Here is a 15,518-nt window from a genome sequence, read left to right as displayed (position 1 = left end):
GATGTGATAAATTATAAATATCACCAAAACGAAAGGAGCTGAGAGATAGATTAATATGTATAAGATTTGCTGCTGAAGCAAGTATAGCATGGATAGAAACGGGTGTAAATAGATTTCGGTAAAATAATGTAGATTATATGCCCTTATATCCGTCAAGTAAAAAAATGAAAATAATTGGAGGAAATTGAATGGTTAAAAATTTAAAGGAAGCATTACAAGCGTACAGACAAGCAAGCACGAAAGAGGAAAAGGAGGATGTACTATATCACGTTTACGACACAAAAATTATAGAGGAGATGAATGCTTATGACAAAGAGCCAGATAAAATTGTTCAATTAAGATTTAAGATTAAGTCAATGAACAAGGTACATAACTATATCAATAAGCTATATAGCGGTATCCATCGTAGAGATTTAGATTCTTATGTTTTAGTAGCTGTATGGAAAATTTTTGATGAGCGTGAAATTGATTTTAGCCTTACAGATAGACAAATTGAGGTTTGGTTTTTTAAAGCATTAAGCGGGCTAATAAACAATCAAATTAAAGCAGAACGGGAAAAGCAAAAGTTAAATGTTCCCGAACATATTGTATACAAAGAAAATAACAATGGAGATGCTAGTCTATACGATCAAGTAGCATTAAGGAAATATAATGATGAGCATATCCAATCTTCATATGATTTATTTGTTGAAGCGATTGGTGGATATGAAGAAATTCTTTCAAAACCTCAATTAGTGCCATTCACTTTAAAGAGGGCTGGATTTACTGAACAAGCAATAGCTGATAAATTAGGATGCAGTCAACAAAACATAAATAATTTATTAAAGGCAGCAAACAAAAGAATCCGTGAAAAATACATAGATTATAAATTAACGCAGATAGCACATAAGTCACCAAATACCATAACAATAATTGAAAATCACATACATAATTATAACAACATTATCCATTGCGGTGATATTGATAAGTTTGACTTTTTTAAATATACATATAAGTTTTTACAAGAAAATTATAAATTTTATAACGAACATAATGATAAATCGTACACAGTAATGGATGTAATATTTGATAATTTACGCAAACAAGAGCATGACTTATTTAAGGATGTAGTTGCTAGTTTTACCAGTGACAAAATTACCTTTACAAGCCGTCAAAAGGATAGAGTAGTAAATATAGTCAATCGCATACTTAATCAATACATAAAAGATACATATAAAGCAGCAGGTAATATTGCAAGACATGTCACACATAATAATTTAATTGTTGAAAAGTTATACAAGATGTAAAAGATGTTTAATTTTAGGTTGTAATTAAACTGATATATTAGTGAGATATATTTTATGTTGTCATTAGCTAATTTTTTCTCCTTATGTTGAGAGCAGGGTTGTCCACATAGCCTTGTTCTCACTTTTTTTTAGCATATTAGCAAATATTTAACCTAGGTTAATTGATTGCAATTGATTTAAGGGTGTTTAACAGTTAGATGACAAATACTATTAGATTGATATTTAAACGTCTATATTAATACGCTATGTATCTAAAAATGGATGCTAGTGTAATTTTAATATAAAAAATTAAAGTAAAGGAGAATGTAAGAATGGAAGAACAAACAGAGGTAACAGTAGAGGAGCAGCAAGTAGATCAGACTACTAATGATAGTCAATCTACAGAAGAATCAGAACAATCACAAGTAGATAATACTCAGGCTTTACTTGAGCAATTTGAACAACAGAAAGCAGAGCTACGATCATTGCAAATTGACAATGCGCTAAGGGATAAAGGTTTAACTCCTTTTAAGTCAATTTTTGATGTATTTGCTAAACAAGATGTGACAGTAGGTGAACAAGTCACAGCAATTGAACAGGCAGTTAATGTAATTTTAATGGAAAAAGCATACCAACCTAAAGAGGTAGCTAAACAACAAGCTTATGAGCAAGCTATTAACGATGGTGATGTTAATTCAGCAATTAAATTTAAACTATCAAAGTTTTTCGGTAAGTAACGGACAAAAATGTCCATAACTTAACCACAAAAATTGTTGTCATTAAAAGTAGTAACACTCCCCAAAATTGGGAAATCAAATACATAAAAAACTATAAAAACAGAAAGTAGGAATTTATTTATGATCACAAGTCAAAACGGATTTACAGCAACAGAAAGTATTTCGCTAAGCAAGGAATTAGCATTATTGGGGGTGCAAGACTGTCCTCTTTCATCTTTACTATTATCAAAAGGTGTAGAGAAAGCACTTAGCACAGTATATACATGGAAAGAGAAAACATTTGCTACAGACGGAGAAACAGATGCTGTAGAAGGTGCTGATACTGTTACTTTCCAACAATCTGATAAACGTGAATTAAGTAATATTCTACAAATTTTCAAACGTGCTGTAAGCGTGAGTGGAAGTGCTGAAGCAATGCAATCAACTAAATTTAATGAAGAGATTGCAGACCGCCTATTAGAATTAAAAATGAAACTAGAGTCAGTATTGATTAATGGTCTTAAAAAGGATGGTTCTAAAACACCCTTCATTAGAAACATGAGCGGTTTGATTGAGATGGCAGATAATACTAATGCTAAATCTAATTCAGACGTAGAAGCGCTTATTAAAGATGGTATGCGTACTTTATGGAATAACAAATTAACAGGTGGTACATATTATGCTTTTGTTAATGCAGATGTAAAAGAAACGATTGACGGTATCTACAAGGACAAATATTCCTATCAGCATAAAGAGACTAATTTCGGCTTATTAGTAGAAACAATCAATACAAACTATGGTGTAGTCAATGTTGTATTAAGTCGTGATATTCCAGCGAATAAAATTGTTTTATTTAATGACTCATACGTAAATATGGCAGCGCTACGTCCTGTAACGTTTACACCATTAGCAAAAACAGGTGATAGTACAAAAGGTCATGTTGTAGGTGAGTATACTCTAAAAGTAGGTAGTCCTAAAGCAGTTGCTGTATTAACAGTTACAGAATAATTAATACATAACAAGGGTAGAGGGTTCGTAACATTATTACGAGCCTTTTAACTCTACTTTTTTATCAAATATTTAACAAGGAAGGTGTGCTAAATGTAATGACGAAGGATGAATTATATCTATTAAGACGAAAGAAAAAAATATTACTTAAAGATATATCAAATCATATCGGTGTTAGTATTGCTGCCTTGAGCAGATATGAAAATAACATACTTAAACTAAACACAAATAAAGAAGATCAATACAGAAATTACATAATCAATAACTAAGTGATAAAACTACACGTAGGAGAATAATAGATATGGAAAACAACTATAAACAACCTTACTTTTACTGCTACAACAAGCAGTTATATTGCTTTTTAAAATTGAAAGGTCTCCACTATATTGTCAAAGCACGAACACTTGATAATAGTGGTCAAATATTTTGCTTATATGAGCAGACAGATAAATTATCACAAGCAATTTTTGAATATAAAAGTTTAAAGGGATAAGATCGCAAAGGGGTGAAAGACAGGCTACACATTTTTTTACAAAAAATATTCCGCTTGCAATCACACCCCTTTCCCAATCCCCTGATTGCACTTTATTTTTATTCAACTTCGAAAATTTAGGTTTCGCTACACTGACAGTTGTCAAATAAAAACAGTATTATTCGTATGCAAAAGAAAAAAGATTATCAGATTGGCAGCGTCTTTTGCTGACAAGATGAAAGGAGGGAATTAGAGTGGTTTTTGCTCTAATGGACGACTATCCCTTGATCTTGATTACAAGTAACAATGGAAAAAATATAAACTAAAAAAATACCCCCTATTTAAGTGTATATAAGTATTTATATATACAGTCAATTCGGGGGTAAATTTTATATTGGAGGAAAACGTATTGAAAGAAGTTAAACTAACAGAATTAGAATTAATCAAATTAACGATGAGCTATGGTTTCAATGGTAGTGAATTGAATAATCCTCACTTTATTGAAAAAGGATTCTTAAAAAATAATGGTTCATATCAATCATTCACTAAAAAAATTGATGCCATTTGTGAAAGTTGGGAGAAACTACGAAAGAAAAAAGGTGAGCCAACATTTTACCTAATTCGTGGATTAAAAGAGAAGGCAGATAAAACAGTAGATAATCGAAAATTTAATGGCTACGATGATCGGGATTATTTAATCAGTAAGCACGTATTTAATCGTCTAGTTGAAATGGATGATTCATCTGTAAAATCGGCTTATGAATGGTCTATTGATTGCAATGCTTTTAATCCTGTACAAATAAGTAAAGAAATGATACGTATACAATTTCATGACTTATATATGGATGAGGATAGCGAACATGTTTATAACGGATTTCAGCGTTATATTAAGAATAATAATCGTAGTATGATTGATAAGGCTTTTAAATATCTTGAGCATGAGAATCTAATCAAGGTAACTAATCACTATTCAGCCGTTAAATTAGACAATCAGAGTGTTGAGATTGATAAGAATACATATGATACATTCACATTCAATAAAACGGTTATTTTAAAGAAATATGACGTATCAGCTTATGTATATAAATACTTAATCAACAATGAAAAGTATACTGAAATGTTCGAGGAATTAGAGCAGCTGTATGATGAGATGAAGATGAAATTAGTTTATGTTTCACATTCCGTAGAAATTTTGAATACTAACATCTTTCATGAGATTGAAACAGAGGATTTCTATAATGCTTACTACAGCCGTTTAATTGAAAAGGTGAACAAGCTAGAATCTAAATCAATCAATGCATATGCAAACTTATATAGTAGCTTTAAATCATATAGCTTATTGTCTACGCTTAGTATTGTGATTGAAGATAATAAACGGCTTAATCAGTTAATCGAGAGTAAACGTCCTGACTATTTTGCAGTTTATTTAATCCTCAATGATCGTTATCAAAAAGGTATTAAGATGAGCGATAGATTTTATCAAGAATTAGATGAAATGGAATTAATGCTGTCGGGCACAGCGATTTCCAAAAAGGAAACGCAAGATGAGGGCGTACCGAAAAGTACAGTGGAGAAGGCTCGTAATATTGTTCCGACCCCTTTAACAATTGACGATACTATTGAGCCATATACATATATTCCGGTTGATAATTTTACATATGAAAAAGATACACCTAAAGAAACTATACATAACAATAAAGAATTAGCTAATGCAGTTGATATGATTAAACTAGCATTTAGTAAACCGATGAGCCAGACAATTGCGGTTGGTTCATTTTAATTCAGTCGTAACTGAAATGGTGACGACCTTATACGAACATTAGTCGTAGTATGAGGAGAGACCTGACTGTAACATTATTACTATCAGGTGCAAACTCACCTTATCCGCTATGCCTGAGTGGCAGAACGAAATTGGGTAGTCCGAAAATATCGGATTACCTTTTTTTAATTGAAGGAGGAAATAAAATATGAATATATATGAAGCATTAAATACAGTGTCGTGGAAGAAGAAAGAATATTTTTTGTGGAAGCATAATTTAAGTGTCCTGAGAGAAGTACCATTAACAGAAGAAGAAATATGCAATAAGATCAAAAGTAAAAGTTTATCTTACATGAAGAAGTGGGAGAAAACAGAGGAATATCACAATTTAGTCAATATTATGATTGAGTCACAAGCAGGTAAAGATTTAGAGGATATTTACGCTATTGTAAAGGAGAAAGCCTTAACAGGTGATGAAAAGTCGATTAAATTGCTATTAGATTTACAGAAGCAAGTACAAATACATAACAAACAATCAACCAAGGTGAACAAGTCCACTTCAAATACATATGATGATTTGGAGTTAGAGTAATATGGATGAGAAAATTAAAAAGGTTTTTGATAATTTCCCATTGTTTGCGAAGAATTTCATATACATAACAGATAATAATAATGATGTAGTTAAATTTGAATTGAACGATGCACAGTTAGAAATTGATGAATTAATGCAGCATAACAGGTTTATAATTGTTGGTAAGGCACGACAATCAGGAATTAGTACATTTACATTAGGTCGAGCATTGTATAGAGCATTGACTAAATCAAATGAGAATATCCTAATCGTTTCTTACAAAGGCGATAGTGCTACAGCATTATTCGAGAAACTTAAACAAATGAATGATGCTATACCTAGAGAAAAGTATCCTAATTTATTCCCTAAAGTTAAACGTGATAATCGAGATGAATTAGTATTTACAAATGGTTCTAAGATTAAATCAGTCACAGCAGGAAATAAAGATATAGGTCGAGGATCAACATATACATATATTCACCTTTCTGAATTTGCCTTTTATAGCAATCAAGAAAAGCAACTATTATCTGTAGAGCAATCACTTGCAAAAGGTAGTGAGAGTCAATTAACAATTGAAACAACATCTAATGGTACAGGTAATCATTTCTATCGCATGTATATGCAAGCCATGAAGAATAAATCTAAGTATATCGCTTATTTTGTACCTTTTTATCACAAGTTATATGCTAAACAATTTGCTCATGACTATATGGAATCAGTTGAATGGTATAAGGCTTGTAATAACGGTAAGAAATTAACTAGGAACGACTTAGATGAAGAAGAACAAGCATTACATAAGTTAGGTGCTACATTAACTCAATTGACGTGGAGACGTTGGAAGATGTTAGATTTAGAATCAGAGAGTGACTTTTATCAGGAGTATCCTTCCAATCCATTAGAGTCATTTATTTCTACAGGTAATAGCGTATTCAATCAAACTAAGGTATTAAACCGATTATCCTATGCAAAAGAGCCAATTAATAAAAATGAAGTACGCTCAAACTTACCTGAGACGATTCGACAATGGGCTACTAAGGGTATTACATTGTTCGATTATCCACAAGTGGGGAAAAAATATTACTTTGGAGTGGATACTGCATCTGGATCAGGTGGAAATAATGACTCATCTACAATTGTAGTTTTTGATGATGATGGACAGCAAGTATTAACTTTTGAATCAAATAAAATACCAGTATATGAATTTGCGGAGTTGATTGACGTTTTGGGACGTTGGTATAACTACGCTTTTTTAGTTGTTGAGAGAAATAGTTATGGTTTACCAGTTATTGAACGTCTACGCAAAGAATGTGGATATGAAAATATGTACAAGCAGAAGATTTTTGATGAACGTGGTAAGAAAAAGTTACAACTAGGTTACATGACAACAGAGAAAACAAAAGCAATCATGATTAGTGATTTTAAAGAACAATTCGAGAAGAACTTTATCAATATTGAATGTAAGACTACATTACAACAAATGCAGATGTTTGTTGAGAATAATGGGAAGTTAGGGAACAAACGAGGTAACACAGAAAAGAATCATGATGATTTAGTTATTGCTGCTGCATTAGCCATACAAGGGATGAAAGCGAATAAATGGTATGTGTAGAAAAAAGCAAATTTATGTCATATACAAGTATTACCTTTTTAAATTATTATTGGGATAGAAGGGATGTGTAATTTGTGAGTAGTGATTTACAAAAACATAAGGATATGGAAAAAAGATTAACGCTAATGAATGATAAAGAATGGTTGGAATCGTTAAAGAAATTGATGGATTTCCAATATAATGATGATTATGATTACTCCGTGAATTATAGGGAGGATAAACAAAGAAAAGATAGAAACTTTTCCTTCCATAAAGTTCAATCAGTTGAAGAAACTAACTCGTTTATTTTTACAAGTTTTCCCATAGATTGGATAACAGGTGAATTAGAAATAGATAAAGTAGATAATAGATTAGTGTTAAAAGATATAGAGATTATAAAAATTAATATAAATAAAAAGACTGATTATACTGATTATATTTAATTAACAGGGGGCTTCCTCTGTTTTTTTATTTTTAGAAAGGAAGTAGGAGAATGAATTTACAACAATATATAAATGCAAAATATAAAGGTAAGAGTACGTGGTTTATTGATGAAACGACTACATATGAGAATCAGAGCCGTATATTAAACGTATCAGGTATTCGAGATTATTTGGATGGAAAGCATGAAATACTGAAACGCAAATCTTTTAAGTACAATGGTGAGGATGTTCAACCACGTAGAATTGTGAATCAAGTTGCTAAGACTATCCTGAATTTCAAGACGCAGTATTTATTAAAGAATAAGGTTACTCTAATTGGTGATGAGAGTATGGTTAAAGAATTTAATAAGGTGAATAAATTAGGTAAGTATGATGATATTAACGTGCAGATTCTTTCACAATTACTTAAATTTGGTGAAGTATCAGAGTATTTATACATAGATAACAGTGGTCGAATTAAATCTAAGTTGATTAGTGCCGATAATGGTATACCTGTCTATAACAACTATAACGAGATGATTGCATTTATAGAACATTATACGTTTGATGGTATCACTTACTATAACTTATATACAGGTGAAAGCGTTCAGGAATGGTCAAATGAAGGGGGTAAGACATTAACCAAATTGGGGGAGCGTCCATCTCTTAGTGGTTTACCAGTACATTATAAAACAGTAAATGAACTCAGTGATCGCATTGGTAGGTCAGATTTAGATGATTATATTGGTATCTTAAATAATTTAGAAGATTTAATTAGTAAGTATACGGACTCAATATACAAATTTATTAATCCGATTGCCGTCGTAACAGGTCAACAACTTACTAATACCTCTATACCCTCTGAAATCGTTGGTACAGGACTTACATTGGATGATGGTAGTACATTTTCGCTTGTAAATGGTCAATTAGATAGTAAGTCATTCGATTTAGTTTATAAGACACTTATGCAGAATTTATTAGATGTATCTGCTACACCCTCAGTTGCTTTTAATAAGAGTGACGTATCTAACTTATCGTCTGAATCAATCCGTATGATGTTTTCATTAGCAAATGTACAAGCAGGAGTAAACGAGACGTACCTAAGAGAAGGTTTCTCACAACGTTGGGAAAAGGTACAGCGATTATTAAAATATAAAGGTATTACAGTATCAGATGATGAGATGATTTCCTTAGATTTTAACTTCCAGTATGATATGCCAAGTAATCATAAAGAAATTTTAGATAACCTTAAAACTCAATTTGACATGGGTGCTATTAGTGTAGAAAGTATCGTTGAAATATCGCCATATGTCACAGATAAATCACGTGAGATGAGTAGGTTAAAAGGTACTGAGTATGATGTACATAATAGTAATGATACAGTTGGTACAGTTTAGTTATAAATGAATAATACATATTGATCTAGAAGTGTAGTATAGAAAAGTGGGAAATAGGTGTGTACGAGTTGAGTTAAAATGTAGTAGTGACAAGGGAATTTGCTTTATAGTGAATATGCTAAAAAACTCACGCTCTGTTATATAAAATACGCACACGTACACATCAGTCCTCGCTTAAATATAAAAAACAATGATTAACCTTGAAATATAGTTGAATAAAAAAACATCACTTACTTTTCGTAACCTTTTTATTTAATTGTAGATTATGTTAAGAAGGGAATAATATGATTCATATTTATTCATTGTTATACAATTCTGACACTCAACTTTTATCGTAATACATTATGTGTGAAGAAGTTGTATAAACTCAGTATTATCAACGGTTTGTGGTGTAAAAATCAGTTCTAGTTTACATAAGATAGGTTATGGGCAGTTGTTGATATATCAACGTTTATAGCGTGTTTGTCGATTTCCCTTAAAAGTACGTCATTTATGCAGTATAAATTAGTGTATAAAAAGGTGAATAAAATTGAAAGGATGAGAGCATGAATATTACAAACTTACAACGATTAAAGATGGACATACAAGGTATTGAGTTAGATGATACACAGTTATCTATATATCTTGCAGAGAACGGACTACAGGCATCTGATACCTACGATGTTGAAGATGCATCTAGCTTGAAGGCTATCTATAGTACGGCTCTATCAGTATTAGAGGGGCTTGCTAATAACCCTACAATGATGAAGGCAATAAAACTGGATGATATGACGGTCAGTGAGTTTAGCGACAATATTATGAAGCGTATAGATCAACTGGATAATAAAATAAGACAAATTAAAATTAATAACAATTCCAATACATTTCTATTTTACAATTAAGGAGTTTTAAATTATGAATATTTTTGATGATAAGTTAATCCAAGATACGATAAAGACAATCCAAATTCCATATAATTTTAACTTTTATGAGGAAAATCCATTTTCGATTAATGCATTTATTAGCAATTCTACATTTAGCCCTAACAGTAGCTATCATATCCATTCCTTAGAATTATTCAAAAGTGGTGACTATACTAAGATTAAAGAGGATAGTGACAATATTTACTTAGTTACTTCAGACGTTTTAGAGATGCGTGGAGGAAAGTATAAGGCTACATTAGAGTATTGCAATTATTCTGTACCGTGGATTGTAATAGAGAAAGTATTAATTGGATATGACCATTTAGGACGTCCAGTATACGAAGAACAAGAAGTATTAAAAGGTTATATTCCATGTATTTTAAAATACAAAGATTTTTCAATCTCATCTAATGATGCGGTTAATCTAGCCAAACCAATTTATGAAATTACTGTTAGAGACAATGCAGCAGCACGAACAAATTTTAAATTAGATGAAAGTACATATCCAGATGTAACAATATATAATGTGACGTATCGTATTGTTAATGTAGATTACAGTAAAAAAGGATTGATAAAAATTAGATTAGAAAAACGTTGACAAGAAGCGGATACCCCTAACTGTTTATTTTGTACACTACCATATAAATTTTCACACGCCCATAAGAAAGATATTCTGTGTTATATCCAACTATGGTAATATGTAACTAAAATAGATAATATGGGGTGTAACTATGAAATTTAATAAATTATGGATATTTACGATATTATGTTCTGTCTTATTGTTTTCTGCATGTGGTAAAGAAGAAATTGTAGAAGTAGATAAAACAAGTCAAGAGGAAAAAGATCCTAGCAAGATGTATGCTACTGAATACGTTGAACCAAGTGAAGAAGAAAAATTTATTGAAGATAATATGGTTAGGTTAACAGGTAAAGAAGTTCAATATAATTTAGCAAATAATTTAAATGTAGAATTCTATTTGAATGGAAATGTTGAGTTATGTGATTATTATAATTATGGTTATACTAATGAAGCAAAATTCTTTTGTGGTCAATTGACACCTGTTGATGGAGATTATTCTGATTCATGGTACTTATATTTTCACAGGGATTCCTTTGATAATGCATATCAGGCATTACTGGAAGGGAATATTAATATGAGAATTATTGCAAAGATACCTTCAAATGGATATGAACGTGGTCAAGGTAATATGGCAGTAGTCAAAAAAATAGGAGCCTATTAATTAGAGGGGTTATCCCCTCTTTTTATTTGTAAATGTTATACACTTCTTTTTTTCAGAAGTATGAGTTATAATGAAGATTACATAGATTTTATAAGAAGTGGAATAAACGAATAGGCAAATGTATTACTCCCAAACTAAAACTAGTTAGAATCATACAATATTTCATAATTACGGCATGTTTACCATAAATTTTAAATGCAGAAACACCACATATAGCAAGCTTAGTGTACATCAAATGACAAAGAAACATGCGCGTGAATCACAAAATATTCTATGAATTATTGATATTCTAACAAGTTCATGTTACAATTCAAGATAATTAAATAATCTTATCAAGAGAAGCTGAGGGATTTGGCCCGATGACGCTTCAGCAACCTCTAACAATCGTTAGAAAGGTGCTAATTCCAGCAAAGGATTTTTTCCTTTGAGAGATAAGAGTGGACGTGAAAAAAATCCTTCTCATTCTATCTCGTATGGAATGAGGAGGATTTTTTAATTTCGTTGCATCCTACGCAAGCAAGATTTGCTAAAAGAGAGTGATTATAGAGAGGGGAAAGCAAGATGCCAATTAATATTCCGAAAAATTTACCAGCTGGAGAACATTTACGTGAGGAAAAAATCTTCGTCATGGAAGAAGATCGTGCGAAAACACAGCAAATCCGTCCATTAAATATATTAATATTAAATTTAATGCCTGAAAAAGAAAAAACAGAGCTCCAATTATTACGTTTATTGGGGAATACACCATTACAAGTGAATATTACCTTTTTGAATACAGCCACACACGAGTCTAAAAATGTGAGTAAATCCCATTTGCAGCTTTTCTACACAACGTTCAATCAGATTCGACACCGACGCTATGATGGTATGATTATAACTGGTGCGCCAGTAGAAAAAATGGCTTTTGAAGAGGTCAACTATTGGCAGGAAATTTCAGAAATTATGGATTGGTCTAAAAAGAATGTGACATCCGTGCTACATATATGTTGGGGGGCACAGGCTGCATTGTATCATCATTATGGCATTGGGAAGGTTGAGCTTTCTGCTAAATGCTCAGGCGTCTATTCCCATGTGATTACAGATTTAACTGTAGATTTGGTACGTGGCTTTAGTGATTTATTTACTGCGCCCCATTCACGCTATACATCTGTTTCGATTGACGAGGTTCGCAATCATCCAGAACTACGATTATTATCCTATTCAGAGGATGCAGGGGTATTTATTGTACAATCAAAAGATAATAAAAATATTATGATTACGGGGCATCTAGAGTATGATGCGACAACGCTAGCCGATGAATACAGTCGCGATGTGGCGAAGGGCATAGATATCGCCGTTCCTGTAAACTACTTCCCGAATGACGATCCGACACAAGTGCCGATGAATACTTGGCGTGCCCATACGCATCTATTATTCTCTAACTGGTTGAACTACTATGTTTACCAAGAAACACCATATGAATGGGATTTTGTAGATGAAATCGAATATCATATTTAATTAATAAAAAGTCTAATTTCTTTTCTAGCTTTAGAAGAAATTAGACTTTTTGATTGTCATTTTCTGTTTCCTGCTGAGGTGTTTCGTTATTTTGAGTCTTGGATTTACGATTGCGAATAACTACTACAATCAGCAAAAGTATAGGTAATAAAATGGTGAAAATAAAGGAAAAGATTGGCCAAATTTCATTATTATAATTAGTAGAATGCACAATATCTGGATGAACAATTTGAGAAAGTCCAATAACAATTATCCCCATCGGTATAATGAGTGGGCGATGATCCTTGATCTTTAAAATTTGTGCGAGGCCAACAACGGTCGTATAGAAATACATAAATGTACGAATATAAATAGACGAAATCCACATAAATGCCATGATGATTTCTATACGCTGTAAAAAATTCCCTATAGATATTCTTTGTGCTAAGGCATAGCTAGGAAAAGTCCTTGATGCTGTGTTTTCAGGACCTAATACAAGAATCGATAGGACAATCAATGTAACTAAGACGATTCCACCAAGGATTGCCCCAATATATAGCCCTTTCTGTGCAGACGGCTGTACATTGACACCAGTAGGATAGAGCATCATTAATACAAGTAATGGAAAGGAAAAGATACTCATAAAGCGTGCAATACTATAAAACATAGATGTTTTGGTTGCTTCTAGTAGAGGCTGAATATTCTCAAATGTAATTTGAGGGGTAATACTAATGACGAAAAAAATAAAAATAAAGATAAACAATGGGAAGAGGATTTCTGCCGAACGGGCAAAGGTCTCAATTCCTAAATAAGCGGCATACATAATAATGATACTGAACAGTAGGGCAAATGCTAATGTCGGTGTCTCTGGCATTACTTCCGTTTTCATGAAAATACCGATAAAATAGAGTAATTCTCCAGCCGAAAGAAAGGTCATAATCAGGAAACAAATTGCTGTGATTTTCCCAAAAAAACGCCCAAGAATTTTTTCATTGGCCTCGATAAAGTTTAGAGATGGTGTTTGATTGGCCAGTGTTAAAAATAATTTTAGTACCAGTAAACTAAGGAGAACACCAATGCTTGCCGCTATCCAAGCATCTTGCTTAGCGGCACCAGTAATACTCGAAGGGATAATTAAAATCGCTGTACCGATAGAATAGAGGAAGGTAACGATTGTAAACTGTCTTGAACTAATTATCTCTTTTTCCATCAAGCTACCCTCCGTTTCTCAGTCCATCTTTCTATTTTGTGAATGACACAATGTAATCCCTAATTGGTGTGAAGATAAAGGTAATCAAATCTAATGGGCTAGGAATATGGATTTTCAGGGCAATCCCCATATTTAAAGCCGTTCCAATAAGAAGCAAAAAGGAGAATACAATCATGGCTTTTCTATCCTGTTGCTTTTTTAGCTTTGGAATAAAAATAAGCGCAATGATTATCGCGATGATCAAGATAGCTACGGCTAGTACCATTGCATTTATTCCTCCTTTGGCTTGTTTAATAATGAATTTTGCATCGTACCTGAACCTTGGGTAGTTACCTTTACATGAACTACCACTGCTAAATCTGGAAAAATGGAAGTCCAATCATCCTTTATTTTTTTCCACTGCTTAGGATCTGCCCGATGTAGGGCATCCCCAAATCCAAAAACATCTACTTCATATTGCTGTTGAATTTTCTCTACTGTTTTTTCTATGCGTTCATCAATTCCCTGGGCTGTTTTTTTGTTAACGTAATCAATCGATTTATTTTTGGTAAGATCGATATCACATTCGACCTCTCCAACATTCTGCTCTACATTAATATGAACATCGATTTTCGGTTTCCCGTTTTTAAATGACCCTTTCACCTTTGTAGTGGATTGGGTAATTTCAGTAGACAAGGTCCCTTTATTAGGACAGGCAATGATTTCTATCGTACTTTGAATTTTGTCATTAAGAAAACTAACACTTTTGCTTTCACTTTCAGTCAGTAGCCCTATATATTTATCTCCTTTAAAGACCGCTAAACCTGTATAACGTAATAGCACAGGTGTTTTAACACGTTGCACATTTGTTTGATCTACCCCTAATTTCTTATCGCCATGAACTTCAATAGCAGAAATTAACGCCCCTTTATGCTTATTGCTTAATGTATTGACTAATTCATCAATATTAACAGCTATTGTGGAGCCCCAAGCCTTTTCAGAGACATCAAGGGAATTTAACATTTTATTAGCAGGAACTTTTTCGATGGGTGTTAGTACATTTAATACTTCCTTCGCTGTTGCTTCGTGAGACATAATGACGTCGAAATCCTTACGAAATTCATGGTCCCTTACAATTAAATCAAGTGCATCACTAATGCCTTCTTTTGCGAGATCTTCCCCTAATACAACCACTTGAAGGTGTGCAAAATAAGGTTTTCGTGCTGCAATAGTCGTCATTTTGCGAATGGCCTCAAAGATGGTCTCGCCTCTCGAATGATAGCTAACGACAGGAGAGCGTTGAGTGGAAGCTTGGCGCATTGAAATTTCACTAGGATCAACAATTTGAACCGTAATTTCATATTCGTCATCTATTTTGTCAATGCCTAGTGCTACCACAATGGCTAATTCATTTAATTCTCGCTTACTCCAGCAACCACTTAACAGTAAAGTGAGGATACATAGTAAGCAAATCCAGTTTAATTTTGCCATATTCTATTCCTCATTTATCCA

The 15,518-nt window shown here is 32.6% G+C and carries 16 protein-coding genes and 1 riboswitch; of the genes, 13 read left to right on the top strand and 3 right to left on the bottom strand.

Features of this window, described 5'->3' with window-relative positions; translation table 11 throughout:
- Window positions 1-188: 188 nt before the first annotated feature.
- The 13 genes from NYE73_RS13520 to metA all read left to right on the top strand — a co-directional run bounded on the left by NYE73_RS13520 (window position 189) and on the right by metA (window position 12,838).
- A complete protein-coding gene (locus NYE73_RS13520) occupies window positions 189-1,286 on the top strand; it encodes a hypothetical protein (protein WP_259950253.1) in 1,098 nt (365 codons plus the stop codon).
- A gap of 311 nt (window positions 1,287-1,597) precedes the next feature.
- On the top strand, window positions 1,598-2,002 hold the full coding sequence (locus NYE73_RS13515) for a hypothetical protein (protein ID WP_259950252.1): 405 nt from the start codon (window positions 1,598-1,600) through the stop codon (window positions 2,000-2,002).
- Window positions 2,003-2,122: 120 nt separating this feature from the next.
- Window positions 2,123-2,989 (top strand): DUF5309 domain-containing protein, encoded by an 867-nt coding sequence (locus NYE73_RS13510; RefSeq protein ID WP_259950251.1) that lies wholly within the window; start codon window positions 2,123-2,125, stop codon window positions 2,987-2,989.
- A 301-nt stretch (window positions 2,990-3,290) separates the two neighbouring features.
- Window positions 3,291-3,482 carry a DUF5659 domain-containing protein gene (locus NYE73_RS13505; RefSeq protein ID WP_259950250.1) on the top strand — a complete coding sequence of 64 codons (192 nt, stop codon included), beginning with the start codon at window positions 3,291-3,293 and terminating at the stop codon, window positions 3,480-3,482.
- 388 nt (window positions 3,483-3,870) lie between these two features.
- Window positions 3,871-5,241: a hypothetical protein gene (locus tag NYE73_RS13500; RefSeq protein WP_259950248.1), complete on the top strand. Its 1,371-nt coding sequence runs from the start codon at window positions 3,871-3,873 to the stop codon at window positions 5,239-5,241.
- 187 nt (window positions 5,242-5,428) lie between these two features.
- Entirely contained in the window at window positions 5,429-5,812 is a 384-nt protein-coding gene (locus tag NYE73_RS13495; RefSeq protein WP_259950246.1) for a hypothetical protein, read from the top strand.
- Between the two features lies 1 nt (window position 5,813).
- The gene (locus NYE73_RS13490; protein WP_259950245.1) at window positions 5,814-7,400 is read left to right on the top strand and encodes a phage terminase large subunit family protein; all 1,587 of its coding nucleotides are present in this window, start codon (window positions 5,814-5,816) and stop codon (window positions 7,398-7,400) included.
- Window positions 7,401-7,474: 74 nt separating this feature from the next.
- On the top strand, window positions 7,475-7,822 hold the full coding sequence (locus NYE73_RS13485; protein WP_259950243.1) for a hypothetical protein: 348 nt from the start codon (window positions 7,475-7,477) through the stop codon (window positions 7,820-7,822).
- 50 nt (window positions 7,823-7,872) lie between these two features.
- Complete coding sequence (locus tag NYE73_RS13480; protein ID WP_259950241.1) at window positions 7,873-9,198, top strand: phage portal protein; 1,326 nt, start codon at window positions 7,873-7,875, stop codon at window positions 9,196-9,198.
- A gap of 545 nt (window positions 9,199-9,743) precedes the next feature.
- A complete protein-coding gene (locus tag NYE73_RS13475; RefSeq protein ID WP_259950239.1) occupies window positions 9,744-10,079 on the top strand; it encodes a hypothetical protein in 336 nt (111 codons plus the stop codon).
- 13 nt (window positions 10,080-10,092) lie between these two features.
- On the top strand, window positions 10,093-10,698 hold the full coding sequence (locus NYE73_RS13470; protein WP_259950237.1) for a hypothetical protein: 606 nt from the start codon (window positions 10,093-10,095) through the stop codon (window positions 10,696-10,698).
- 133 nt (window positions 10,699-10,831) lie between these two features.
- A complete protein-coding gene (locus NYE73_RS13465) occupies window positions 10,832-11,341 on the top strand; it encodes a hypothetical protein (RefSeq protein WP_259950236.1) in 510 nt (169 codons plus the stop codon).
- A 326-nt stretch (window positions 11,342-11,667) separates the two neighbouring features.
- Window positions 11,668-11,779: riboswitch (SAM riboswitch) on the top strand.
- Between the two features lie 123 nt (window positions 11,780-11,902).
- Window positions 11,903-12,838 carry a homoserine O-acetyltransferase MetA gene (gene metA, locus NYE73_RS13460; RefSeq protein WP_259950235.1) on the top strand — a complete coding sequence of 312 codons (936 nt, stop codon included), beginning with the start codon at window positions 11,903-11,905 and terminating at the stop codon, window positions 12,836-12,838.
- A 40-nt stretch (window positions 12,839-12,878) separates the two neighbouring features.
- On the opposite strand, the gene NYE73_RS13455 is transcribed toward metA, so the two are convergent.
- Genes NYE73_RS13455 through NYE73_RS13445 form a run of 3 tightly spaced genes read right to left on the bottom strand, consistent with a single transcriptional unit; the run spans window position 12,879 to window position 15,497 of the window.
- Window positions 12,879-14,027 (bottom strand): GerAB/ArcD/ProY family transporter, encoded by a 1,149-nt coding sequence (locus NYE73_RS13455; protein ID WP_259950233.1) that lies wholly within the window; start codon window positions 14,025-14,027, stop codon window positions 12,879-12,881.
- A 31-nt stretch (window positions 14,028-14,058) separates the two neighbouring features.
- The gene (locus tag NYE73_RS13450) at window positions 14,059-14,292 is read right to left on the bottom strand and encodes a hypothetical protein (RefSeq protein ID WP_221682867.1); all 234 of its coding nucleotides are present in this window, start codon (window positions 14,290-14,292) and stop codon (window positions 14,059-14,061) included.
- A 5-nt stretch (window positions 14,293-14,297) separates the two neighbouring features.
- Window positions 14,298-15,497 carry a Ger(x)C family spore germination protein gene (locus NYE73_RS13445; RefSeq protein ID WP_259950229.1) on the bottom strand — a complete coding sequence of 400 codons (1,200 nt, stop codon included), beginning with the start codon at window positions 15,495-15,497 and terminating at the stop codon, window positions 14,298-14,300.
- Window positions 15,498-15,518 lie beyond the last annotated feature (21 nt).

It is taken from the genome of Lysinibacillus sp. FSL K6-0102 (assembly GCF_038003545.1).
Classification (GTDB): domain Bacteria; phylum Bacillota; class Bacilli; order Bacillales_A; family Planococcaceae; genus Lysinibacillus; species Lysinibacillus capsici.
This window is presented reverse-complemented; position numbering and strand designations above follow the sequence as displayed.

Coding starts and splice junctions, on each gene's coding strand:
- NYE73_RS13520 (WP_259950253.1), top strand. CDS start 189: ATGGTTAAAAATTTAAAGGAAGCATTACAAGCGTACAGACAAGCAAGC.
- NYE73_RS13515 (WP_259950252.1), top strand. CDS start 1,598: ATGGAAGAACAAACAGAGGTAACAGTAGAGGAGCAGCAAGTAGATCAG.
- NYE73_RS13510 (WP_259950251.1), top strand. CDS start 2,123: ATGATCACAAGTCAAAACGGATTTACAGCAACAGAAAGTATTTCGCTA.
- NYE73_RS13505 (WP_259950250.1), top strand. CDS start 3,291: ATGGAAAACAACTATAAACAACCTTACTTTTACTGCTACAACAAGCAG.
- NYE73_RS13495 (WP_259950246.1), top strand. CDS start 5,429: ATGAATATATATGAAGCATTAAATACAGTGTCGTGGAAGAAGAAAGAA.
- NYE73_RS13490 (WP_259950245.1), top strand. CDS start 5,814: ATGGATGAGAAAATTAAAAAGGTTTTTGATAATTTCCCATTGTTTGCG.
- NYE73_RS13480 (WP_259950241.1), top strand. CDS start 7,873: ATGAATTTACAACAATATATAAATGCAAAATATAAAGGTAAGAGTACG.
- NYE73_RS13475 (WP_259950239.1), top strand. CDS start 9,744: ATGAATATTACAAACTTACAACGATTAAAGATGGACATACAAGGTATT.
- NYE73_RS13470 (WP_259950237.1), top strand. CDS start 10,093: ATGAATATTTTTGATGATAAGTTAATCCAAGATACGATAAAGACAATC.
- NYE73_RS13465 (WP_259950236.1), top strand. CDS start 10,832: ATGAAATTTAATAAATTATGGATATTTACGATATTATGTTCTGTCTTA.
- metA (WP_259950235.1), top strand. CDS start 11,903: ATGCCAATTAATATTCCGAAAAATTTACCAGCTGGAGAACATTTACGT.
- NYE73_RS13455 (WP_259950233.1), bottom strand. CDS start 14,027: ATGGAAAAAGAGATAATTAGTTCAAGACAGTTTACAATCGTTACCTTC.
- NYE73_RS13450 (WP_221682867.1), bottom strand. CDS start 14,292: ATGGTACTAGCCGTAGCTATCTTGATCATCGCGATAATCATTGCGCTT.
- NYE73_RS13445 (WP_259950229.1), bottom strand. CDS start 15,497: ATGGCAAAATTAAACTGGATTTGCTTACTATGTATCCTCACTTTACTG.